The 23078-nt window shown below is 43.9% G+C and carries 17 protein-coding genes; 4 read left to right on the top strand and 13 right to left on the bottom strand.

Going from position 1 to position 23078, the window contains the following annotated elements; genetic code table 11:
* Positions 1 to 121 precede the first annotated feature (121 nt).
* From ACPEGP_RS09820 to sdhC, 5 genes are all read right to left on the bottom strand, one after another.
* On the bottom strand, positions 122 to 3004 hold the full coding sequence (locus ACPEGP_RS09820) for a 2-oxoglutarate dehydrogenase E1 component (protein ID WP_238059969.1): 2883 nt from the start codon (positions 3002 to 3004) through the stop codon (positions 122 to 124).
* A 910-nt stretch (positions 3005 to 3914) separates the two neighbouring features.
* Positions 3915 to 4625 (bottom strand): succinate dehydrogenase iron-sulfur subunit, encoded by a 711-nt coding sequence (locus ACPEGP_RS09815; protein ID WP_289048337.1) that lies wholly within the window; start codon positions 4623 to 4625, stop codon positions 3915 to 3917.
* A 196-nt stretch (positions 4626 to 4821) separates the two neighbouring features.
* Positions 4822 to 6672, bottom strand: a complete 1851-nt coding sequence (sdhA, locus tag ACPEGP_RS09810) for a succinate dehydrogenase flavoprotein subunit (protein ID WP_286796445.1) — start codon at positions 6670 to 6672, stop codon at positions 4822 to 4824.
* A gap of 458 nt (positions 6673 to 7130) precedes the next feature.
* Positions 7131 to 7535, bottom strand: a complete 405-nt coding sequence (gene sdhD, locus ACPEGP_RS09805) for a succinate dehydrogenase, hydrophobic membrane anchor protein (protein ID WP_102077800.1) — start codon at positions 7533 to 7535, stop codon at positions 7131 to 7133.
* Between the two features lie 2 nt (positions 7536 to 7537).
* Positions 7538 to 7924, bottom strand: a complete 387-nt coding sequence (gene sdhC, locus ACPEGP_RS09800) for a succinate dehydrogenase, cytochrome b556 subunit (protein ID WP_082894375.1) — start codon at positions 7922 to 7924, stop codon at positions 7538 to 7540.
* A 1154-nt stretch (positions 7925 to 9078) separates the two neighbouring features.
* On the opposite strand from sdhC, the gene gltA reads away from it, so the two are divergent.
* Positions 9079 to 10359 (top strand): citrate synthase, encoded by a 1281-nt coding sequence (gene gltA, locus ACPEGP_RS09795; protein ID WP_191691304.1) that lies wholly within the window; start codon positions 9079 to 9081, stop codon positions 10357 to 10359.
* A gap of 88 nt (positions 10360 to 10447) precedes the next feature.
* On the opposite strand, the gene ACPEGP_RS09790 is transcribed toward gltA, so the two are convergent.
* Positions 10448 to 11380 carry a hypothetical protein gene (locus ACPEGP_RS09790; RefSeq protein WP_423813287.1) on the bottom strand — a complete coding sequence of 311 codons (933 nt, stop codon included), beginning with the start codon at positions 11378 to 11380 and terminating at the stop codon, positions 10448 to 10450.
* A gap of 279 nt (positions 11381 to 11659) precedes the next feature.
* Positions 11660 to 12172 carry a type IV secretion protein Rhs gene (locus ACPEGP_RS09785; RefSeq protein ID WP_423814276.1) on the bottom strand — a complete coding sequence of 171 codons (513 nt, stop codon included), beginning with the start codon at positions 12170 to 12172 and terminating at the stop codon, positions 11660 to 11662.
* Positions 12173 to 12401: 229 nt separating this feature from the next.
* On the opposite strand from ACPEGP_RS09785, the gene ACPEGP_RS09780 reads away from it, so the two are divergent.
* Positions 12402 to 13691, top strand: coding sequence for a replication-associated recombination protein A (locus ACPEGP_RS09780; RefSeq protein WP_423813286.1), 1290 nt, complete (start codon positions 12402 to 12404; stop codon positions 13689 to 13691).
* A gap of 303 nt (positions 13692 to 13994) precedes the next feature.
* Entirely contained in the window at positions 13995 to 15107 is a 1113-nt protein-coding gene (gene ribBA / locus ACPEGP_RS09775; RefSeq protein WP_200663061.1) for a bifunctional 3,4-dihydroxy-2-butanone-4-phosphate synthase/GTP cyclohydrolase II, read from the top strand.
* Between the two features lie 138 nt (positions 15108 to 15245).
* Here ribBA and ACPEGP_RS09770 read toward each other — a convergent pair whose 3' ends face one another.
* The 6 genes from ACPEGP_RS09770 to ACPEGP_RS09745 all read right to left on the bottom strand — a co-directional run bounded on the left by ACPEGP_RS09770 (position 15246) and on the right by ACPEGP_RS09745 (position 21288).
* Positions 15246 to 15737 (bottom strand): acyl-CoA thioesterase, encoded by a 492-nt coding sequence (locus ACPEGP_RS09770; RefSeq protein ID WP_423813285.1) that lies wholly within the window; start codon positions 15735 to 15737, stop codon positions 15246 to 15248.
* Between the two features lie 44 nt (positions 15738 to 15781).
* On the bottom strand, positions 15782 to 16726 hold the full coding sequence (locus tag ACPEGP_RS09765) for a hypothetical protein (protein WP_423813284.1): 945 nt from the start codon (positions 16724 to 16726) through the stop codon (positions 15782 to 15784).
* 71 nt (positions 16727 to 16797) lie between these two features.
* Entirely contained in the window at positions 16798 to 17766 is a 969-nt protein-coding gene (locus ACPEGP_RS09760; protein ID WP_423813283.1) for a uroporphyrinogen-III synthase, read from the bottom strand.
* Positions 17767 to 17887: 121 nt separating this feature from the next.
* Entirely contained in the window at positions 17888 to 18925 is a 1038-nt protein-coding gene (gene hemC, locus ACPEGP_RS09755; RefSeq protein ID WP_423813282.1) for a hydroxymethylbilane synthase, read from the bottom strand.
* A 285-nt stretch (positions 18926 to 19210) separates the two neighbouring features.
* On the bottom strand, positions 19211 to 19948 hold the full coding sequence (locus tag ACPEGP_RS09750) for a LytR/AlgR family response regulator transcription factor (protein ID WP_068407854.1): 738 nt from the start codon (positions 19946 to 19948) through the stop codon (positions 19211 to 19213).
* A 293-nt stretch (positions 19949 to 20241) separates the two neighbouring features.
* Entirely contained in the window at positions 20242 to 21288 is a 1047-nt protein-coding gene (locus ACPEGP_RS09745) for a histidine kinase (RefSeq protein WP_423813281.1), read from the bottom strand.
* Positions 21289 to 21506: 218 nt separating this feature from the next.
* On the opposite strand from ACPEGP_RS09745, the gene argH reads away from it, so the two are divergent.
* On the top strand, positions 21507 to 22880 hold the full coding sequence (gene argH / locus ACPEGP_RS09740) for an argininosuccinate lyase (RefSeq protein ID WP_423814275.1): 1374 nt from the start codon (positions 21507 to 21509) through the stop codon (positions 22878 to 22880).
* Positions 22881 to 23078: the final 198 nt, after the last annotated feature.

The raw sequence follows: 23078 nt of genomic DNA, 5'->3' as shown, positions 1-23078 counted from the left end.
TTATTAAGTCGTGATAGGCAGTCAATACCATTCTCAATCGTCTTACTTTAATGGTAATAGCGGTACGGACTGTTATCGCCTGATTCGTGTATCTTATATAATCTGTTGCTTAAGCCAACTACTATTTAGATAGCTCATCCACACTGATACCAAGACCACCAGCAATAAGCGCTTGCTGCTGCTGAACATGTAGTTTTGGAGATCCTGTCGCTGGCGCCGCACTAGCAGGACGCGCAACTGGCTCCATGACTTTTGCCTTGGTTGGATGCGGCACAACAATGCGGAACATATGCGGCGCTAAATAGTACCAAGCACCTTGGTTAAGTGGCTCTTCTTGCGTCCAAACAATCTCAGCTAAGTTACTATATTTTTCAATCTCAGCAATCAAACGCTCTTCTGGTAATGGGTATAGCTGCTCGATACGCACAATCGCTACGTGATCTAAACCTAGCGCACGGCGTTGTTCTAATAAGTCATAGTAAACTTTACCACCGCACAGCACCATACGCGTTACGTTGTCCGGATTTTGCTGATCGATCTCTGGCAATACTGTCTCAAACTTGCCGTTCGCCAGCTCTTCAAGAGTTGAAGTTGCTAATTTGTGACGTAGTAAACTCTTCGGTGACATGACGATTAATGGCTTACGAATCGGACGTACCGCTTGACGACGTAGGGCATGATAGATTTGCGCTGGTGTCGTTGGCGTAATTACTTGCATGTTGTCTTCAGCACATAACTGCAAGAAACGTTCAAGACGAGCAGATGAATGCTCAGGGCCTTGACCTTCAAAGCCATGTGGTAATAACATGGTTAAACCACAAACGCGCTGCCACTTAGTCTCACCACTTGAGATAAATTGGTCAATCACCACTTGTGCACCGTTCACGAAGTCACCAAACTGTGCTTCCCAAACGATTAGCGCATTCGGCACGGTCGTTGCGTAACCATATTCGAAGGCTAGTACCGCTTCTTCTGATAACAGTGAGTTGTAAGTAGCAAAGCGTGCTTGCGTCTCACTGATATGTGAAAGGGGCACATACATGCTGCCGTCATTGACGTTATAGATTTCACTGTGACGATGCGAGAACGTACCACGGCCAACGTCTTCACCAGTAATACGTACCAAGACATTGTCATGGTCAACCAATGATGCATAGGCTAGAGTTTCAGCGGCGCCCCAGTTAAGTGGCTCTTCGCCTGTTTGCATGGCTAGACGCTGTTCGACCATTTTTTGTACTTGGCGTTGTAGCTTGTAACCTTCTGGCATTTCTGCCATACGGCGACCATAGCCTTTTAGCACTTCGATATCGACGCTGGTATCCCAATCGTCAACCAAATCATGGCCTAAGTAAGGCTTCCAATCAACGAAGAGCTCTTCGTTAGGCTGACTCACTAGAGAGCTGGCAACGTATTCACCGCGGTCCAACGACTCACGATATTCATCTTCGTACTGCTGAGCTTCACTCTCGCTTAACACGCCGGCTTTGATCAGTTGCTGTGCGTAGATAGTGCGAGTGGTTGGTAATTTTTTAATCACTGCGTACATTAATGGCTGAGTCGCTGATGGCTCATCGGCTTCGTTATGACCGTTACGGCGATAGCAGAATAAGTCAATGATAATGTCTTTATCAAACTCATGACGGTAATCTAATGCCAATTGTGCCGCGAAAACTACTGATTCAGGATCGTCACCGTTTACGTGCAAGATAGGTGCGTGCACCATTTTGGCAACATCAGTACAATACTCAGTTGAGCGCGCATCTTCTTGACGGCTGGTGGTAAAACCAACTTGGTTATTAATAACAATATGTACTGTACCGCCCGTGGTATAAGCGCGGGTTTGTGACATTTGGAAAGTTTCTTGCACCACACCTTGGCCTGCAAATGCCGCATCGCCATGAATAACAATCGGTAGTACAGAGTTGCCTGTTTTATTATCTTGTAGGGGTTGGTCATTACGGCGAACTTGACGCGCGCGTACCGAACCTTGCAATACTGGTGCGACAATCTCAAGATGCGATGGGTTAAACGCCAATGCCAAATGCGCCTCACCGCCCGGTGTCATCACGTTCGATGAAAAACCATTGTGATATTTAACGTCACCTGAGCCTTTTTCTGGCTGCACTTTACCATCGAACTCATCAAATAAATCGGCAGGGTTTTTACCCAAGATATTAACCAACAAGTTTAAACGACCACGGTGAGCCATACCAATCACCATCTCTTTAGTGCCATAACCGCCAGCACGTTGGATGATTTCATTGATAGCAGGAATAAAACTCTCACCACCTTCTAGACCAAAACGCTTAACACCCGTATATTTACGAGCCAAATATTTTTCTAAGCCTTCGGCAGCGGTTAAACGCTCAAGGATTGAGAGACGTTTTTCTTTATCAAACTCGATATAACCTAGATTGGTTTCTAGGTATTTTTCCATCCAGCGCTTTTCGGTGCTGGTGGTCACGTGCATATACTCCGTACCGATATAACGGCAGTAGACGCGCTCCATGATCTCGATGATTTCACGTAGCGTCGCTTCATCTTTACCAATATTTAAATCATTGGTTGGGAATACGGTATCAAGGTCGGCTTCAGAAAGATTGTGATAAGCAAGGGTTAAATCTTCCACTTCTGCACGTGGATGCAAATCTAATGGGTCAAGCTTAGCGCGGCGATGACCACGGCGGCGATAGGCTGAAATCAGCTGCTGCACGCCCATTTGTTTTGGGTCAGCACAGTTTGAATCGCCAGCTTGTGAGCCAGAGGTGTCAGTATTTACTTTGTTCGCCGTTTGATTGCGCGCAAGCAACAAGAACTGATCTTTAATAGCATTGTGCTTGGCATCATTTGGCGTCTTGTATTGTTCAAAATACGCCTGCCAATCGTTATCAACACTACTAGGATCATCTAGATATTGCTCATAGAGCGCTTCGATATATTGAGCATTGTCGGCAGCCAGTTCAGTATGATCTAGGCTCGCAGTTTCTTTAGTTATACTATTCATAATAATCGTCTATTTGATAGATAAATGAATGGAATCGTGCTTATTATTGTGTTGTTCGTTATAGGTTAGCGACATCAATCGTCGCTTTTTACCGTTAAAACTTGTCTTAACATTATCTTTTTATTAACCATATCTATAAGTTACCGCTTCTGGTCAATTAAAAACATCCTACCCAAGCTATCTCGTTATAAAAAAGATAATTGCAATACCACGTTTACTATTAAAATTATTTGTGAACGGTCGGTTTTCTTTAGTGGCTCGTTTGACAACATTAATTTATATATAATGCTTGCAACTATAACTAAATTATTAATAGCATGGTTTTACTCAAAAAATTTTGTCTTCAGTTAGCCTTTTAATTGGCTATTTTCGCTGAAGTGGCTTGCTATGGTAGAAAAATATAGGCGATATTACGCCAAAGATATAGTGCTGTATAGGGTAACATGCCTGCCTACCACGCCATAGTTTGTTTGTTCAATACTAGGTATTTACGAAATGAATATCAACTATCATTCCTCGCAACTAGTTAACTTTTATTTGAACAAATTTAGCTAAATTTATAGCCTGCTTTTTGCATTTCTATAGATTTTGAGCGATATAAACATTTATGGTTAATCACTACCATTAAATGAATCTGCGTGAAAATATACGGTTATAATCAATTATATAGACATGCGCACGATATAGCATGCCCTCTTACATACAAGCAACGTATTGTTAATACAGCCTTACTTTCATTGACTGACGCACCACTGCCCATCAACAATAGCTTTTAAAATATCAGTTTTGTGATGCTAGCTTTATAACTGACAGTTTAATACTGATAACCTTGAATAAAAAACACCACCTAATGAGAGGTGGTGTTTTTTTAACAGCGCTATTATAAAGCTAATTACCAATAAATGGTAGACTAACCTGCTTGATCTATCAGTAAATTGCGCAGATGACCGATGGCTTTGGTTGGATTTAGGCCTTTTGGACATACTGACACGCAATTCATGATACCGCGACAACGGAATAAGCTGAATGGGTCTTCTAAACGCGCTAGACGAGCACGAATATCAGTATCGCGGCTGTCAGAAACGAAACGGTTGGCATTCAATAGTGCTGCTGGACCTAAGAACTTATCAGGGTTCCACCAGAATGATGGGCAGCTGGTTGAACAGCACGCACATAAAATACACTCATACAAACCGTTCAATTTTTCACGCTGTTCAGGTGACTGCAAACGCTCGGTTGCTGGCGCTGGCTGGTCATTGATTAAGAACGGATGAACTTTTTCGTATTGCTCATAAAATTGGTTCATGTCGACGACCAAATCACGAACCACTGGCAAACCTGGTAACGGACGAACCGTTACTTTTTCAGGCAAGGTGTTCATGTTAATCAGACAGGCTAGACCATTTTTACCATTTATATTCATGCCATCTGAACCGCAAATGCCTTCACGGCACGAGCGACGGAAAGTAAGGGTTTCGTCTTCTTTTTTCAGGCGTAATAACACGTCAAGCAACATACGATCTGAATCTAACAACTCAATCGTATAAGTTTGCATGCGCGGCGCTGCGTCCACATCAGGATCGTAGCGATAGATTTCGATGGTGCGAGTACCTCGGCTCATAATGCTAAACTCCACACATTGGTGATGCAGGCTAACAAGCGTACAGTCTAAAGACTGCTATTTATCAGCGCTAGTATGACTATTTCATAGCACTGATAAAAGCTTATCGCTGGCGCTCACCTTTTATTAAATAAGGGATAAAACGTTAATTCTATGTATATACAAAACTGTAAGCTCAAAACTACAAGGGCTAGAATTAATAAACGCGAACTTTTGGCTCGACATAATCGACCGTCAATGGCACTTTACGTACAGGCTTATAGATAATACGATTGCCTTCAGAATACCATAGGGTATGCTTCATCCAATCATTATCGTTACGGCCGTTTGGTGCATAATCATCATCTTCTGGGCGATCGTAGTCAGACACACTGTGCGCGCCGCGGCTTTCATGACGGTTAGCGGCCGATATCATCGTCGCTTTTGCCACTTCATACAAGTTTGCTACTTCAAACGCTTCGATACGCGCGGTATTAAATACTTGTGATTTATCAGCCAAATGGATTTGGTCGATTTTATCAGCAAGCGCTAGAATTTGCTTAACACCTTCATCCATCATCGCCTGCGTACGGAATACACTGGCATGCTTTTGCATAATGGCGCGAATCTCGTCAGCCACGTCTTGCGCATTGTAGCCTGAAGTTGATTGTTGCAATTTGTCCAAACGACGCACAGTGAAATCAAGCACGTGTGGATCAAGCGGCTTGTAGTTATGGTCAGCATGATGGAATTCATCAACGATATGCTTACCAGCAGCGCGACCAAAGACCAATAAATCAAGTAGCGAGTTGGTACCTAAACGGTTGGCACCATGCACACTAACGCACGCACACTCACCGATTGCATAAAGACCTTTAACGACGTTGCCTTTGGCATATAGACCGTCTTCATCGGTACCCGCTTCTAGATCCGGTACAATCACTTGACCATGAATCGTGGTTGGAATACCACCCATCATATAGTGAATGGTTGGGATAACTGGAATTGGCTCTTTAGTGATATCGACGTTGGCGAAGTTTTTACCAATCTCGAATACTGATGGCAGACGCTTCATGATGGTTTCAACACCCAAATGGGTCATATCCATCACGATATGGTCAGCGTTTGGACCACAGCCGCGACCTTCTTTGATTTCTTGGTCCATTGAGCGTGATACCAAGTCACGTGGTGCCAAGTCTTTCACGGTGGGCGCATAACGCTCCATAAACGCTTCGCCATCTTTATTACGTAAGATAGCGCCTTCACCGCGGCAACCTTCGGTCAATAGTACGCCAGCACCATGAACGCCCGTTGGGTGGAACTGCCAGAATTCCATATCTTGCAATGGAATACCTGCACGAACCGCCATGCCAATACCGTCACCCGTATTGATATAAGCATTGGTAGAAGCCGCAAAGATACGACCAGCACCGCCTGTCGCTAATACAGTGATTGGTGATTGGAATACCGCAACCGTACCGGTTTCTTGCTCAAGCGCGATAACGCCATTGATGTTACCGGCCTCATCTTTGATCAAATCAAGCGCGATCCACTCGATAAAGAACTCTGTACCTTGCTGCAAGTTTTTCTGATAAAGCGTATGCAATAGCGCGTGACCCGTACGGTCAGCAGCAGCACAAGCACGTTGTACAGCTTTTTCGCCATAGTTTGAGGTATGACCGCCAAATGGACGCTGATAAATGGTGCCATCTTCGTTACGGTCAAAAGGCATACCCATGTGTTCAAGCTCATATACTACTTTCGGCGCTTCACGGCACATGTACTCAATGGCGTCTTGGTCACCTAACCAATCTGACCCTTTCACGGTATCATAAAAGTGAAAGTGCCAGTTGTCATTACTCATGTTACCCAAACTTGCGCCGATACCGCCCTGCGCTGCAACCGTGTGCGAACGGGTTGGGAATACTTTGGTCAAGACTGCAACCTTCATGCCCGCTTCGGCCAAATGCAATGAAGCACGCATACCTGAGCCGCCGCCACCAACGATGACCGCGTCATAGTTCAGGGTTTTAATATTGCTAATGGTATTATCTTGTCTAGTTGCCATTACGGTTTTCCTAATGCCTGTTAATGCTTAGAAGTAAATAAAAAGGCTGATGTCTATGCTGGTTTCTGTCTTATCATGCGGCAACGTCGGCTAATATTTGCGCTCACGCTACTGACAATAATTTCAACCATCAAAATCTGCTATCAATACCTTTTGACCACTTAAATTGCATATCTATCGTTATATTGGGCTTATCTGTTTATTTAACTATCGGTCTAACTGTCATGCAACTGCTTAATAATGCACTGGTATCAGTGATAAGTTAAATTGAGAAATACCCAACGCTATGATTGGCTCTGTCTATTTTGGCTACTAACGGATTTTTTCGTCTAAACGCTTTTAAATCAGTAAGGCTATAAAGGCGGTTAGATTCATCCGTTATTATTCATCGATATATGGCTGCTAATACTACGCTTATAAATAGCCGATGAATAAATATTTACCGGTATGATAAAAAGTTAAACAGCAACAACACCGAAGCCGTTACCCCAAAAAATCATAATGCCCCAAAATAGGAAGACTAAAATAGCGATAATCATCAATGTTTGTAAAAATAAACGCAGTTTAGGCGCGCTTTCACCCATTTTGCCAGAGGTAATATAGTCGGTAAATACCGTCCACATACCGACCCACGCGTGACCAGCCAATGCCAAAATAGCCAACAAGCTGAACAGACGCATCGGTAAACTGGTCATAAAATCAGACCATTCAATGAAGGTTACATTGCCATGGGTTAAGAAAAAGCCCAGCAACACCACACTGTAGACGGCTAGAATGACTGCACTGATACGCTGGACCATCCAATCACGGGTACCTGAGCTTGTTAGACCGGTGGCGCTTTTGATTCCTGAATCATTTTTTATCATTAGAACATCACCCATACAAATGACGCGACAATTAAAATCGCTGCAATCACTAAGCTGACAACAGACGCCATACGCGCCGATTGTAGCTCTTCATTTTGACCATTATCAGCAAATAAATGCTTCACGCCCATCACGAAGTGATAAGCAATGGCGGCGACGAAAATCCACGCTAAAAAGCGAATAAAGACATTGTCAAACACGGTTTCAAAACTCTCAGGCGATGCCAAAGAATTCTGTAATAACCACAGCATGACTGGGATAAGTAGAAATAAAACAATGCCAGAGATACGATGCAAGATAGAAGCAATTGCAATCGGTGAGCGGTTAACGCTAATTACTTGGCTTAAGGGCAGATTAATAGGTCGGTTGCTTTTCACAGCGGGCATCCTTTTTGCGGTTATACTCCTGTATCAGCTATCAACGCATTATATGAATACTATTTATCAATACTATTCTACAAGCGGCAAGCAACACATGAGATGAATAAAGTAAGGAAGGGCTAGCTGACGTCGTTTCATTTGCGCTAAATATGCAAGGTCGATAAGTCTTATTTATCTGACGTTCAGATAAAATCTATAAATAAAATCTATGCCCATAGCGACTGTTTATTTAGTTGCTATTTGGGTAGTTTCCATTTATAAAGTGGTTATAGACTTCCCTATCGCTCACTGAAGTGACAATCCCTTTTTATGACAAATCATTCACACCCTTTATGCAAAATAAAGAAGTTACATGGAGTTCATAATGTGGGATAAATCGATTAACTATTCTATTTTTACGACGTTGCATCAACAAAAAAGATAACGCCATAATATCGTCTGTAGAGTATCATCTTTTATTAAGGCAAACTTCACTGTTGACTATTTAAAAATAGAACAGTTAACAAGAATATTTAAACGATAAGTCGGGTCTTGGTCTATTAACCGAACAGTCAATCATCAAAAAGTCTCAGTAAAGCTGGGCTTTACCAATAGTTTTATCAGAGCAACCTATCCATTTGCGCAAAGCTAGTGCCAGTTAAATCCCTCCAATTATAAAATGACTGCGTCATAATTACAAATTTATCCCCTAAATAGTGGTTATCGGTGATTATTTAACAAAAAGCTAGCTATTGGTAAGACGAATTTATTAGTATTGGTGTGTCAGAATCACCTTTTGACCCCAAACAATCTGTCGGCTACTCATACTCTGTCTATCGCATGGTCCATTGAGGCAAATAGTAAAAGTGTTTATTTTACGATAAGGTGTTAATTTTTATAATGTTAATGAGAATCATTACTTTAGAAGTAAACAGCAGACATGCGGTTAATTTACCAAATAGACATATTTTGATACAAAGTTTACAGTCGTTTAGTACGACTAATGCACACCTATTACAGACATTACTGCTAAAAGTCTTTTCAAAACCTCAGTAATTACTGCTAATATAGCCTGCATATTAAATGGGTTAGAATTTTTTGACCGTTTAACAAGTGAAGACGCGAGGGTATGCGTCGATATAATTTTATTCCAACAAGTTAAAAACAATGGAGAGCAGTTTATGGCTGACAACAATGCCAAATTAAGCGTAAATGGTAAAGAATACGAATTTCCTATTATTGAAGGTACTTTAGGGCGTCCAGTTATCGATATTGCTGCTCTACAAGATTCAGGCTTTTGGTCTTATGACCCAGGTTTTAAAGTAACCGCTCCTGTTGAATCTAAGATTACTTACATTGATGGCGGTAAAGGTGAGTTATTACACCGTGGCTACCCTATCGACCAGTTAGCAAACAATGCTGAATACTTAGAAGTGGCGTATGCACTGATTCATGGTGATCTACCAAATGCTGAGCAAAAAGCAGATTTCTATGAAAAGGTTCGTAAACATACGGGTGTTCATGACCAATTACGTAAATTCTTTGAAGGTTTCCGCCGTGACGCGCATCCAATGGCGATTATGGTTGGTGTCGTTGGTGCTTTATCCGCGTTTTATCATGACAACTTAGACGTCAGCAACGAAGCACACCGTGAAATCACCGCTATCCGTCTAATCGCTAAAATGCCAACGCTTGCAGCAATGAGTTATAAATACTCGCAAGGCGAACCGTTCATGTATCCACGTAATGATTTCAATTACGCAGAAAACTTCTTATACATGATGTTTGCAACCCCTGCTGATGTTGACTACGAAACCAATGACGTGATTACTCGCGCGATGGACAAAATCTTTACTTTGCATGCTGACCACGAGCAAAACGCTTCAACCTCTACGGTACGTCTAGCAGGCTCTACTGGTGCTAACCCTTATGCGTGTATCGCTGCCGGTATCGCTGCCCTTTGGGGTCCATCACATGGCGGCGCTAACGAAGCTGTCCTTGAGATGCTAGATGAGATTGGTTCGGTAGAAAACGTTCCTGAATTTATGGAAAAAGTGAAAAGCCGTGAAGTAAAACTGATGGGCTTTGGTCACCGTGTTTACAAAAACTTTGACCCACGCGCACAAGTCATGAAAGAGACTTGCGATGAAGTATTGGGTGCATTGGGTATCAATGATCCTAAGCTTGAGCTTGCTATGGCACTTGAGAAAATCGCTTTAGAAGACCCGTACTTCGTTGAGCGTAACCTGTATCCAAACGTTGATTTCTACTCGGGCATTATCTTAAAAGCCATCGGTATCCCAACGTCGATGTTTACCGTCATCTTCTCACTGGCGCGTACTTCTGGCTGGATCAGCCATTGGTTAGAAATGCACAGCGCTCCGTTCAAAATCGGTCGCCCACGTCAGTTATATACTGGTGAAACGCATCGCGACTTCATTAAAGTTGAAGACCGCAAATAGTAAGCTGTTATTGGCAGCATAAAAAATCCCGCGACTGAGCGGGATTTTTTTATGGTCTAAATTTAATAACATCATGACTACTTATGCTTTATTGAAATTCTTTTAAGGTCTGCTCATATTTTGCAATTTGCTCATCATAACCTTGGATGGTTTCATTAAATTTTGCCATCAGTCTCTCAAACTCTTGCTGTTGGTCGATTTTCATTTGCTGCATATCCATGACCTGTTGGGCTTCTATTTGCTCCCAAACCTGATGCTGGATAATCAAACGCGCCAGCGCCGGACTTTTTGCACTTAGTCGACCAGCGATTTCTGCATGTTCAAATAACTGCGGCGTCAAGGTGGCAATGTTAATCAAGGTATCAACCTCTTCTGCACTAAGCGGCGTAGTCACAGGTTGATAAAGCGCCTCTATCGCTTGCTGATAGCTTTCTATAATCTGCTCATCTGTCAACATCACAGGTTTGCGCGGCTCAAGACTGATACGTTTTAGCACCGTTAAATCGCGCTCGCCAACCTCGGTACTGGTATTAATATTCGCGTCCGTAGTAGCATTAGCGTCAACTTCAGAGTCATTGCTAACGTCTGACTCACTATTGCTATTGTCCGTATCAGCGGCTGAATTCGTAGCAGTTGATTTTGCTATTTGCTCAGAATCGTTAGTATTTGCAGCTGGATTAGGGGTATTAGACGGCTTAGCATTGTCTACTGACGCAGCAGAGGTATTATCTGGCAACAAATCATTGCCACTGTCTGAGGCATCTGCCGCTTGTAGCGATTCATATTCAGCTTGTAGACGCTGCTGTAAACTTTTCGCTTGCACAAGATACAAGGGTTGAAATTGCTCTATGCGCGCAGCAGCGGAGTCACTTTTACGCATCGGCTGACTGTCCTCTACGCTGTTTTTTTCTTTGGGTTGACTATTATCAGCTACTGGTGCTTCTGCTTGCTGCTGACAGCCGCTTAGCAATAAAATTCCAGTCATGGCGGCCGCTAGCAAGGAGCGCGTACGCGGCGGCATAATTGCTTCATTTAGCAACCTTGTATTTATATAGGTATGATGAGTCTCACCATCAGGCTTTACGAGCAAATTTTTAAACATCCGAGTTCTCATCCTTATTAAAAGCAGTGCGCTTATATGCTGGGGCTACTAGCTACTTTATTTTGTCTGTATGTTTAGCAGCTTGTTATTATAAAAAGGTTCAGTCATCATATAAATATCATAGGATAAAAGAAAGACTAAACTTTAAATGTCTCATGAGTTTTATGTTCGTCGCGGGTTCTATTATGGTCATGGCTTTTATCGATTTTTTGTCGCTAAAAATGGAATACAACTTTCAAAACCCTGACAATCGCGACCTTGCTGCCGACTGATAAAATAATCTTGTACCATGCGTGCTTGCTGCTCAATACCATAGTTGAAAAAAGGTTTGCCAGCGGCAAGTACATAATCATAGCGGCGATCAATCATAGCACCGCGCACGACTTTAAGACCTTGCTGCAATTGCCACACATGGGTCAATTCATGAATAAGCCAGCTTTGCTTACCCAATGATGATTGGCTAAAATCTGTGACCCAGTCGGCTGGGTGGAAATAAATATTACCATTAGGACTGACAGCGTAGTTTTTTAGTACCCAGCATGCGGTTTTTAGCTGAACTTGCTCAAGCCGGATACTATCACCAAACACCGAACGAGCCAGTGCTATCTCTCCAGCCGCCAGCTGACGCGAACGCTGCTTGGTAGCATTAAGAGGCCTAGCACGAAGAGACTCAGCGCGTTTAAATAAACGCTTGAAAGCAGATAGCGACAGCATAAATGTCTTACCTCGTATTGGTTGCTCGTTTTATATTTGATAATTTGTCATAACATGATTGGTCATCACTGATAAACCATTAATAAGGTCGAAATTGCTTAAAACAAAGCCTTTAAGACATAAGCTGTACACTTAGCTGACTTTTATTAACGTAAATCTGCGTTAGCCTAGCTATAGTCACAACAATACAAAAAAAACAGTCGTTTAATTGATAATAGAGATTTTTATGCCGCCCAATTTTCATGCCGATACGCCCCTTGCTCAGCGCATGCGCCCAAAAACGCTCGACGCTATTATTGGACAAGAGCACCTGTTAGCAGCAGGCGCACCGTTACGGCGCTTGGTTGAGCAAGGGCACCTGCCATCGATTATTTTGCATGGCGAAGCAGGCATTGGGAAGACCACCATCGCGATGCTATTGGCTGATGCGGTTGGCCGACCTTTTCATGCGTTATCGGCATTAAATACGGGCGTGAAGCAATTACGTGAAGTGCTAGAAACAAAAGACTCGTTAAGTTTTGAATCGCCGGTGGTATTTATCGATGAGATTCACCGCTTTAACAAAGCGCAGCAAGATGCGTTACTTGGGGCGGTAGAGTCAGGTGATATTACGTTAATTGGGGCGACGACTGAAAACCCGTCGTTTAGTGTGAATAACGCCCTGCTATCGCGCTGCCAAGTGTATCGTCTAGAGCCGCTCACACCTGAGCAAATCAGCGCCGTATTGCAGCGCGCGCTATTAGAAGACAATATCCTTAAAAACCTGACAGTTGATTTGCAGGCGCAAGAGACGATTAGCCAATTGGCACACGGTGATGCCAGAAAAGCGCTCAATCTATTAGAGCTTGCCATTCAAACGGCAGATAGCAAACAATCGCCATTAATTATCAATGATGAATTGGTCGCTCGGGTCGCTCAGACGGCACTGGTACGCTACGATAAAGATGGCGAGCAGCATTACGATATTATCTCGGCCATGATAAAATCTGTACGCGGCTCCGACCCAGATGCGGCGCTATATTGGATGGCGCGAATGCTGGTTGGCGGTGAGCCTGCTGATTTTATCGCACGGCGCTTGGTGATTTTAGCCAGCGAAGATATTGGTAATGCCAATCCAAATGCCCTACTCCTTGCCGATGCTGCACTGCGTAGCGTACAGTCTATCGGCATGCCAGAAGCGCGCATTATCTTGGGGCAAGTGGTGGTTTATCTGGCGACCAGCGCCAAAAGTAACAGCACTTATAAAGCCATCAATGCGGCAATGGCCTTGGCAGAAAAAGACGCCTCGCCTGTACCGCTACATTTGCGTAATGGCGTGACCAAATTGATGCGCAATCAGGGCTATGGTGAAGGTTATGTATATCCGCACAATTATCCCAATCATTATTATCCGCAAAGCTATCTGCCGAACAATTTAGTCGGCACCAGTTTTTATGAATTTGCGGACAATCAGCGCGAGCAGCACAGCAAGCAGTTTATGGACTGGCTAAAAAGCCAAGCGGCCAGTAACGAATAACAGCATATTTGCTTGCATCATTGATAATACTTATCGCTATTTTTAAGCGATTAATAGACATATTGGTAAGATGACGCAGCACAGCAGGGTGAAAAGCGTTAAAATGGCCTCATAATGATATATACAAGTCGATAGAGCGCAGCAATTTTATCGCATGATGCTGTTATTTTTAGGGCTATTCTATTATTAAGCCACGCCATGCTTTATCACAGCGCTTGATGCCCTCTGCTGCTACAATAGACAAATAATAATTTAACCTTCTCATCAAACCCATCTATACATAATAAAATATTGAGACTTCCTATGAGTTTAAATACGATTCCTGAGATTATCGAAGACATTCGTGCTGGCAAAATGGTCATCTTGATGGATGACGAAGATCGCGAAAACGAAGGTGATATCATTATGGCCGCGACCCACGTACGCCCTGATGATATCAACTTTATGATTACCCACGCGCGTGGTTTGGTTTGCTTAACCTTATCAGAAGCGCGCTGCCAACAGCTGGCATTGCCGCTAATGTCAGACCGCAACGAGGCAAAATTTAGCACCAACTTCACCGTTTCTATTGAAGCGGCTGAAGGCGTGACCACAGGTATTTCTGCCGCTGACCGCGCTCGTACCATTCAAGCAGCAGTGTCTTCTTCAGCAAAACCAGAAGATATCGTCCAGCCTGGGCATATTTTCCCGATTATGGCACAAAATGGCGGTGTCCTGCACCGTGCCGGTCATACCGAAGCAGGTTGTGATTTGGCTCGCCTAGCAGGGTTAGAGCCAGCAGCCGTTATCGTTGAAATCATCAAAGACGATGGCACAATGGCGCGCCGTGATGACCTTGAGATATTTGCCAAAGAGCATGGTCTTAAAATAGGGACGATTGCCGATTTGATTAACTACCGGATTGCCAATGAGCAAACGGTCGAAGAGGTTGAGTCCCATCCGTTTGAGACCGAATACGGTACCTTTACCTTGCATCGCTTCCGCGAGTTTGGTGCAGACGAAACTCATTTAGCCTTGGTAAAAGGTGATGTCAGCGAAGGTATCAGTACCGTTCGTGTACATGGCTTCCATCCTTTACGTGACTTGTTTGCGGCGAAAAACGACACCACTGGTCGTAGCGGCTGGAGCGTACGCTCAGCCTTAGAAGAAATAAACAATTCAGAGCGCGGCGTGTTGGTTTGGATCGGCAATCATCAGCCGATTGACTTGGGAGAGGCGCTGGATAAAGCGGCTGAAAATCAGTCCATGTCCACCATCGCTCAGCAGCCTTATCGTAGTATCGGAGTTGGCGCGCAGATTTTGCGTCATTTGGGCGTGCGTGATATGCGCTTACTGTCGTCACCGATGAAGTTTTACGCGCTGTCAGGTTTTGATTTGAACGTAGTAGACTTTGTTCATGCGCCTAAGCAAAAATAAAGCCTAGAAATTAAAAAATACAGCAACATAAAAAAGGCACGCTAATATTATTTAGCGTGCCTTTTTATTTTTAACGGTAACATTTTAGTGATATTGATACTTAATAATTTGGCCGACTTTTCAAAGTTTTTAAATTTTTTAAAATTCGGGCGTATGGTTAAATTTTGCCTCTAGTGCCAATAAACGCTCACGCTCCTCATTGCTCCACGGCAATTTATCTTTACCATCACTGTCTAAACGGACGATAACGGCATCAGCGGTCGCGACAATCGCTTCTTGAGCGCAGCTATAATAGCTATATTCCATGACAATACTGGTATTACCCAAACGCTGGCAACGCACGCCTAATAATAACGTATCGGGATAAGTCACCGGGCGTAAATACTGACAGCTTGATTGCGCCAATACCGTCACCATACTGCCATCAAACATACCGAGCGCTTGCAGGTAACCAATCCGTGCTGACTCCGCATAACGATAATAGACCACGTTATTTAGATGATTAAAGGCATCCATCTCGCCCCAATGGATCGGCTGCTGATGAATGATTGGATAATGCGCTAGCTCGCTAGGACGGTTGTCATCTACGCTATTATTATTTACGTTTGGGTGTTGTTCAAAAGCACTCATCACTGCATTTCTCTTATTTTTTTATAGAATTTCAAAAACGACAATTAACGCTTAGGCTTATCTAAAATTTGCGTGGTCAATAATGACGTTGGCTGCGGCGCCGTGGCAATCAGGCGATCTAACCAGTCGACAACTTCTGCGATATTATGAGGGGCAGATTTGGTTTGACTACTATTTTGCTTAGAAGCTGCGTTGTTTGTTGTTTGAGCGTTTTTATTATCGGTAACGGATTTTGACGCAGACGTATCTACTAGAGTTTGTAGCTGTTTACGTGCTTGCCGCAGATAGCCAATCAGCTGATCTTTTTCACGCATATTGCTTGCTTGACTGGCAAGGTTTAAAGTCATAATCACTTCATGAATGATAAGCTCTTTGCGGGTGACACCGACATCGTTAGCGCTAGTATTAGACGCGTCAGTTGCACGAGCAGGACGCTCATAACTATGCAAAAACGCTTGGATATTTTGAATGGCTAAGTTTTGTAGCTGCCAAGGACTCGGCTGCGAGCTTCTTGCTTGCAAGCGTTCAATGTCTTTCATCAAACTTTGCTTGATTACCACGGTAAGCGCAGGCGCAATCTCATTACTGCTTTGAGACAGTTGCCAATGCAGACCGCGCAACAACTCAATCGCCGCACTCTCGTTATTATCCGCCAACAATCTATCGGCCGCCTGTATCTGAATGCGCAATAAATCAAGCTGGTTTTGCGCTTGGCTACTAGCGGCAACGCGCGGCTCTGGCAGCGTCTGCTGACTCATCGCAAAGATGCGATCGTCCATCTCATTTAGGCGGCTGACGACTTGCTCATTACTTTGCAAGCGCTCATTTATACTGCGCTCAAAGCGCTGTTGACTAATAAACAACCACAGCAGAGCAGCAATAAGCAATAATATGACCAGCCATTGTAAACGCACCAAAAACATATTCGCTTGCCGGCGCTGCTGAATAGCAGAAGGCTCCTTAGCTAACGAGTCAGAATTCATGGACATAAGGCAGCACCGTTGGTGAATAATTTTTTAAGCAAATATAAAATAAATGGCTTGAGAAAAGGAAGTGTTTTTTAACTGCAACCAACTAGCGGTGTATGGATTGCCGCAACAATGGTTTCAGGCGCCAAATCTTCCACGCGCCAATAACTTAAATCCTGACTAGCAACCATATTGGCTAAGCGCTCACCTAGTACGACATAAGCAAAATCGTTGAGCAGCAATGGCGCATGGTTTGGCTTTTCTGCAGTTGTTCTTTTTTCTAAATCCTGCGCTGACACCTCTGTAACAATCGCTTGCCAATGCTCAAACGCTGTGCCACTACTGACAATCACGATAGGTTTTGGCTGCTCAGACTGTTGGCTAAGATACTGGGCGTACCATTCTTTATACTGCGCCATAGCATCATTGGGCATTTTGCGCTCATACCAAGCGATGCTATCGATATGGACACCGCGCGCCTGTAAGGTATTGACCAATAAACGCCGCCCGCCAAGCCCGCGCCATACCAACAGCTTATCACCAGCCTGCAGGCTGTCAATTTCTGGCATCGCTAACATACCTTCATTATTAGCAATCAGAGGCTGCAATACTTGATAATTCGTCGCATCAAGTTTGGCCTCATTTAATACCGCTGCAGTCGCCTCTCCTACCGCTATCAGATGGCTTGGCGCTTTTAAACCTTTAAAGCTAGTGTCCTTTTGCGCGCTATTATTTACCTCAGCCAATTGAGCTTGGCGTTCATGCTCAAGCGCCTGCCAAACGGCTAAGCCAGAAGCTGCTGCTGTCGGACTTACAATAACAAGCGCCTGATAATCACCGGCAAACCATTGGCGCATCAATGCTATGTCTTGCTCGGTCGTTGGCCGCGCCTCTAAGGACAACATCGGTATATCAACCACTGAAAATCCTGCCGCCTGCAAATGATTGGTCAGCGGCGCCGCACGTTCAACTGGACGCGTATTGATGACCACTTGCCGCAACGATGCTGGCTTATCAATGGTTTGGTTTGAAGCAGTAGACTCAGAGGATGACCAAGACATAAACATACCGTGACAGAAGTTAAAAAGTGAGCTTACGCATACAGTCATTGCAGCGACTTTATGCGTAAATGGCTAGCGACATTTTATTGTTATGCCACTTAAAGGTGATTTATTTTAAGCTTTATTTAGACTGATAAATCGCTGATAAAATATCACCCGCACCAATGGCTAGTAGCATCTCAGCCACATCAATACCTAACTGATTGGCTTGCGCTTCTTGTTCGACTTGATTGCCAGTTAAGGTCAAGCGTTTATCAGCTTTGAGTAGCTCGCTACCGTCTTCTTGACCGACGCGGCCGCGTAGCCATAATACATTACCATTGTCGTTATTACCGTTTTGGCCATTGTTTTTGCTACTGCTATCGTCGTCTGCATCAGCCATTTGTAACACAGCATAAGCGGCAATCGGCACTTGGCAACCGCCTTGTAAATGACGGTTTAACGCACGCTCAGCGATAAGACGGATACGAGCTTTGTCATCGTTTAACGGTGCCAGCAGTTTTAACACTTCGTCATCACCTTCGCGACATTCAATCGCAAGTGCTCCTTGACCAACAGCTGGCAAGCAAACATCTATATCCAACTCACTACGAATGCGCTCGTCATGCTCGATACGCTGTAAACCACTGGTTGCTAAGATAATAGCATCATACTCGCCGGCATCGAGCTTACCTAAACGCGTACCAACGTTGCCGCGCAGGGTCTTGATTTGTAAATCGGGACGATAGGCTTTGATTTGACATTGACGACGCAAGCTTGCGGTACCAACCACTGCTCCCTGTGGTAACTCATCGATATTATGATAAGTATTCGATACAAAGGCATCGGTTGGCGAAGCGCGTTTACAATAAACACCAAGCGTCAAGCCTTCTGGCAATTCCATCGGCACGTCTTTTAAAGAATGTACCGCGATATCTGCCTGTTTATCATATAACGCCTGCTCAAGCTCTTTAACAAACAAACCCTTACCACCAATTTTTGCCAACGGCGTATCCAAAATCTTATCGCCTTTGGTGACAATTTTTAGCAGGTTAATGGTCAGCTCAGGATACAGCGTCAGTAGGCGGTCACGAATGTGCTCCGCTTGCCATAATGCCAATGGACTTTGGCGGGTGGCGATATTTAAGGTAGTCAAAGCAGGTTGCTGCATGGTGCTCATAAAAGGCCTCAATAGATTCGATATAAAATCGCGTTGCTGAATAACAGTTACTTAACGACAATCTCTCGACAACGGTCGCTCAACAACGAAGGATTCAGTATCTTTACAATAACGCGAATGTAGCATTCAATATAAACGTTAAATGTCTTTAAACTGAATGCTACAAAAAAATACCCCTATTTAAGCATAAATAAGGGTTTGATGATATGGCAGGATTATTTCAACAGATTACTGCGCTTGCCGCTTAGTGCATTCTAGGATGGTTTACCTGTAGACAGTTTGTCGCTACATATTCTGAATTTTTTCACGTAATGCTGGTAGATGACGGCGACTGACTGCTAAAGTTTCATCAATACCTTTAAAGTGCAGCTGAAACTGTCCGGCATCGAGTGTTTCTAAAAAATCTAGATATTTAATATTGATAATGGCGTTGCGATGGACGCGAAACAATTTGCCTTCAAATTCTTGCTCAAGCTCTTTTAACGTATCATCAATAAGTACAATGCCGTCTTTGTGGCGTACTTTGACGTACTTTTGATCGGCGGTAAAATAATAGATGTCTTTGAGCTCAATCAGCTCTACACCGCGGTGGGTACGCGCCACGATATGTTCGCGCACTGGGCGCGCAGTTGGATTCTCAAGTTTGCGAATCTCGTTTAATTGCGCCGCATTGAGATTGGTGGCTTTTTTTAACGCCTCTAGTAATTCATCTTTATTGGCAGGTTTTAACAAATAACCGATGGCGTTGGCTTTGAGCGCCGCGATGGCATAATGGTCATACGCCGTGACAAAAATAATGGCGGGTGGATGGTTTAACGTTGCAAGCTCTTGCGCGCACTCCACGCCATCCATCTCTGGCATGCGAATGTCGAGCAATATAATGTCTGGTTGCTCAGATTTTACGGCGATAATGGCCTCTATGCCCGTTTTTGCTTGGGCAACCACCTCATGACCTGACTCTTTGACTATTCTAACCAAACGCTCGCGAGCTAAGGGCTCATCATCACAAACAACAATCCGCATCCAAACTCCTTTATAAGTGCCTACTTATCAATCTTTTAAAGTATTAATAACCTATCAATCTTTAACACTCATCCCTTAGTAAGAATGCAGCTCCCTACTTAAGTTATAAACCAACTGCCGCACTTGTGCAAGCCACGAATCTAACTTTGACGTTTAAATGCTTTAGCCCTGCATAACAGCTTAGACGGTGCAATAAATATGCCACGATAAATGCTTTGCAATAAATGACTGACGCTTACAATTTAGAGAAAAGATTTTTAGGGAAAACGTTTTAAAAAGGAAGAAAGAAAGGATTATAAACTGACATCTTGCAACGGATAGCTAATATTAGTAAGAATTTGTTTATTCGTTATACTGCTTTGGATGTCGGCACTTTGACCAAAATAGGCGCGCAGACGTTGCGCCTGAATCATAAAATCCATATGTTGGCGTAAGTCATGGTTAATCAACAAGGTTTTTTTCGGCAGCTGCACGCTAATGGTAATGTCGACCCGATGCTGCAACCAAGTGACTTTTATATTAATATAAATGGTTTCGGTGGTCATCCTAATGACGTTCACTAGCATTTTTTCAATCACGCTTTGTAAGGTTAACGCCGTAATCACCATGTCATACATAACGTCTTCTTTTGGCAATTGCCAGTTTATTACCAACTTATCTGTCAAGCGGATGGATTCAATAGCCAAGTAATGCTCACACAGGGCAATCTCTTCTTCAAAGCTGATCTCACGCGCGCCATTAAAACTGGCACGAAAGAGCGCTGAGACGTGCTGTAATAAAATAGCGGCGCGCTGCGGCTCAGACTCAATTAGCGACATCAAAGTATTGATGGTATTAAAAAAGAAATGCGGTGCTAGGCGAGCTTTTAACACATCATTTTGGGCGCTCAATTTTTGCTCAAATGAGTGCTTTAGCGCATTTAGCTCACGATAACGCCTTAAAAAAAACAACAAGGCGGCAACGGTAAATCCGGCGGCTATCACCGTATTAAACACAATGATTGAGATAAAGTCCGCCAAGTTATAGCTAAACCAGCCAGCGTTTATCATAATGAGCAAGGCCAACGCGACGGTCACCGCCGTGGCAGTGGTCAAAATTAGTAAAACATACATACTGACGGTCGTTACGCGTAAGCCTTTAAAAACTGGACGTAAATAATCGATGAGATAAAAAGAAGGAATCAAGGCCAAGCTGGTTTGAATGAATCTTGCCATAAACTTGATAATAAACTGCATCTCATTAACCACGCTATGCCGATCGACGATTGCCACAAATAGCGACCAAAAAAAGATTGCCAGCAGCCATTGCCAAGGCTTCATCATCTCCATGAGCTTGGGCATAAAAAACTCTAAGCGCTCCGCTAGTAAGGCAACCTCATCATTTGCTATACTTGAGTTCTTATTCTCTTGACTTGTCTTGTACCGATATGAACGCCAACTCTTCAAATAGTATTAATCCTAATTCAAATAAAAATTCATCTACTCCTGATTCTAGCATAGATGCTTCTATAACCAACACTCCTGCGCCGCAAAGCGCTACAAGTGGTCAAGGTCAGCAGATGTGGGGCGGGCGCTTTAGTGAAGCGACTGATAGCTTCGTTGCCGCCTTTACCGCATCCGTCGGCTTTGACCAACGCTTTGCTCGTCATGATATCCAAGGCTCAATCGCCCATGCGACCATGCTGAAAGAATGTGGCATTTTAAGTGCGGATGAGGTTGCGACCATTATCGATGGTTTACAGCAAGTGCTGCGCGAGATTGAAGCCGGTGAGTTTAACTGGTCAATTGCGCTTGAAGACGTACACATGAACGTCGAATCGCGCTTGACGGATATCGTCGGTGCGGTTGGCAAAAAACTGCATACTGGCCGTAGCCGTAACGATCAGGTTGCCACCGATATTCGTCTATGGTTGCGTGAAGAAACCGATAATATCATCGCGCTACTGGTACGTTTGCAAAGCGGTTTATTAGATTTAGCCGAACAGCATACCGACACCATCATGCCGGGCTTTACCCATCTGCAAACCGCGCAGCCCGTGAGCTTTGGTCATCATGTGATGGCATGGTTTGAGATGCTCTACCGCGATACCGAGCGTCTGGTCGATGCCCGTCGCCGTATCAATCAGATGCCGCTTGGTAGCGCTGCCCTTGCTGGCACGACCTTCCCGATTGATCGTACCATCACTGCTAAATTGTTAGGTTTTGAAGGTATTTGCCAAAACTCACTTGATGCCGTATCAGACCGTGATTTTGCCATTGAGTTTACCTCGGCGGCTTCTATCTTGATGATGCATATGTCGCGTATGAGCGAAGAGATTATCCTATGGATGTCAGCGCAGTTTAACTTTGTGCAAATCCCTGATCGCTTTTGTACTGGCTCATCTATCATGCCGCAAAAGAAAAACCCTGACGTGCCAGAGTTGGTTCGCGGTAAAGCAGCACGGGTTTTTGGTCAATTGATGACATTATTAAGCCTGATGAAAAGCCAGCCACTTGCCTATAATAAAGACAACCAAGAAGACAAAGAGCCGCTATTTGATTGCGTCGATACCTTGACCGGTTCGCTACTCGCCTTTGCTGATATGCTACCGAATATTACTCCGAATAAGGAAAACATGCGCGCCGCCACCATGAAAGGCTATGCAACGGCGACCGATTTGGCTGATTATTTGGTTCGCCGCGGTGTTGCTTTCCGTGATGCCCATGAAGTGGTCGGCAATGCCGTTGCTTTGGGTATTCGCGAGGGTGTTGATTTGAGCGATTTGTCATTGGCGCAGTTGCAGCAGTTTAGCGCTGCTATTGGCGATGATGTTTTTGACTATCTAACGCTAGAAGGCTCATTGGCCGCTCGTGACCATTTAGGCGGTACCGCGCCAAATCAAGTCAAACAAGCAGTGGTTAATGGACGTGCGCGCCTAAAAGCGTTTGCTTAAAAGCCTTTTTAAAGCTGAAGCTAGCAATAAAATTGTGCTTTAAAACCAGCGCTTTTCTCTAACACCCGCCATTGCGCGGGTGTTTTTTGTCATGCCTAATTTTGCCAGCACTAGATATAGTCAAGGAATTTTAAAATCGCTACAAGGCGATCTACCGCAGATAGTACACTGAGTACATCTAGGGCGAGCAACACCGTA

It is taken from the genome of Psychrobacter sp. 219-2-C (assembly GCF_049560815.1).
Classification (GTDB): Bacteria; Pseudomonadota; Gammaproteobacteria; order Pseudomonadales; family Moraxellaceae; genus Psychrobacter; species Psychrobacter faecalis.
The sequence above is the reverse complement of the archived record's forward strand: the minus strand, read 5'-3'. Positions and strand labels throughout refer to the sequence as shown.

Excerpts from the sequence above, each read along its gene's own strand:
- ACPEGP_RS09820 (WP_238059969.1), bottom strand. The coding sequence starts at position 3,004 with ATGAATAGTATAACTAAAGAAACTGCGAGCCTAGATCATACTGAACTG.
- ACPEGP_RS09815 (WP_289048337.1), bottom strand. The coding sequence starts at position 4,625 with ATGAGCCGAGGTACTCGCACCATCGAAATCTATCGCTACGATCCTGAT.
- sdhA (WP_286796445.1), bottom strand. The coding sequence starts at position 6,672 with ATGGCAACTAGACAAGATAATACCATTAGCAATATTAAAACCCTGAAC.
- sdhC (WP_082894375.1), bottom strand. The coding sequence starts at position 7,924 with ATGCCCGCTGTGAAAAGCAACCGACCTATTAATCTGCCCTTAAGCCAA.
- gltA (WP_191691304.1), top strand. The coding sequence starts at position 9,079 with ATGGCTGACAACAATGCCAAATTAAGCGTAAATGGTAAAGAATACGAA.
- ACPEGP_RS09790 (WP_423813287.1), bottom strand. The coding sequence starts at position 11,380 with ATGCCGCCGCGTACGCGCTCCTTGCTAGCGGCCGCCATGACTGGAATT.
- ACPEGP_RS09780 (WP_423813286.1), top strand. The coding sequence starts at position 12,402 with ATGCCGCCCAATTTTCATGCCGATACGCCCCTTGCTCAGCGCATGCGC.
- ribBA (WP_200663061.1), top strand. The coding sequence starts at position 13,995 with ATGAGTTTAAATACGATTCCTGAGATTATCGAAGACATTCGTGCTGGC.
- ACPEGP_RS09770 (WP_423813285.1), bottom strand. The coding sequence starts at position 15,737 with ATGAGTGCTTTTGAACAACACCCAAACGTAAATAATAATAGCGTAGAT.
- ACPEGP_RS09765 (WP_423813284.1), bottom strand. The coding sequence starts at position 16,726 with ATGTCCATGAATTCTGACTCGTTAGCTAAGGAGCCTTCTGCTATTCAG.
- ACPEGP_RS09760 (WP_423813283.1), bottom strand. The coding sequence starts at position 17,766 with ATGTCTTGGTCATCCTCTGAGTCTACTGCTTCAAACCAAACCATTGAT.
- hemC (WP_423813282.1), bottom strand. The coding sequence starts at position 18,925 with ATGAGCACCATGCAGCAACCTGCTTTGACTACCTTAAATATCGCCACC.
- ACPEGP_RS09750 (WP_068407854.1), bottom strand. The coding sequence starts at position 19,948 with ATGCGGATTGTTGTTTGTGATGATGAGCCCTTAGCTCGCGAGCGTTTG.
- ACPEGP_RS09745 (WP_423813281.1), bottom strand. The coding sequence starts at position 21,288 with ATGCCCAAGCTCATGGAGATGATGAAGCCTTGGCAATGGCTGCTGGCA.
- argH (WP_423814275.1), top strand. The coding sequence starts at position 21,507 with ATGTGGGGCGGGCGCTTTAGTGAAGCGACTGATAGCTTCGTTGCCGCC.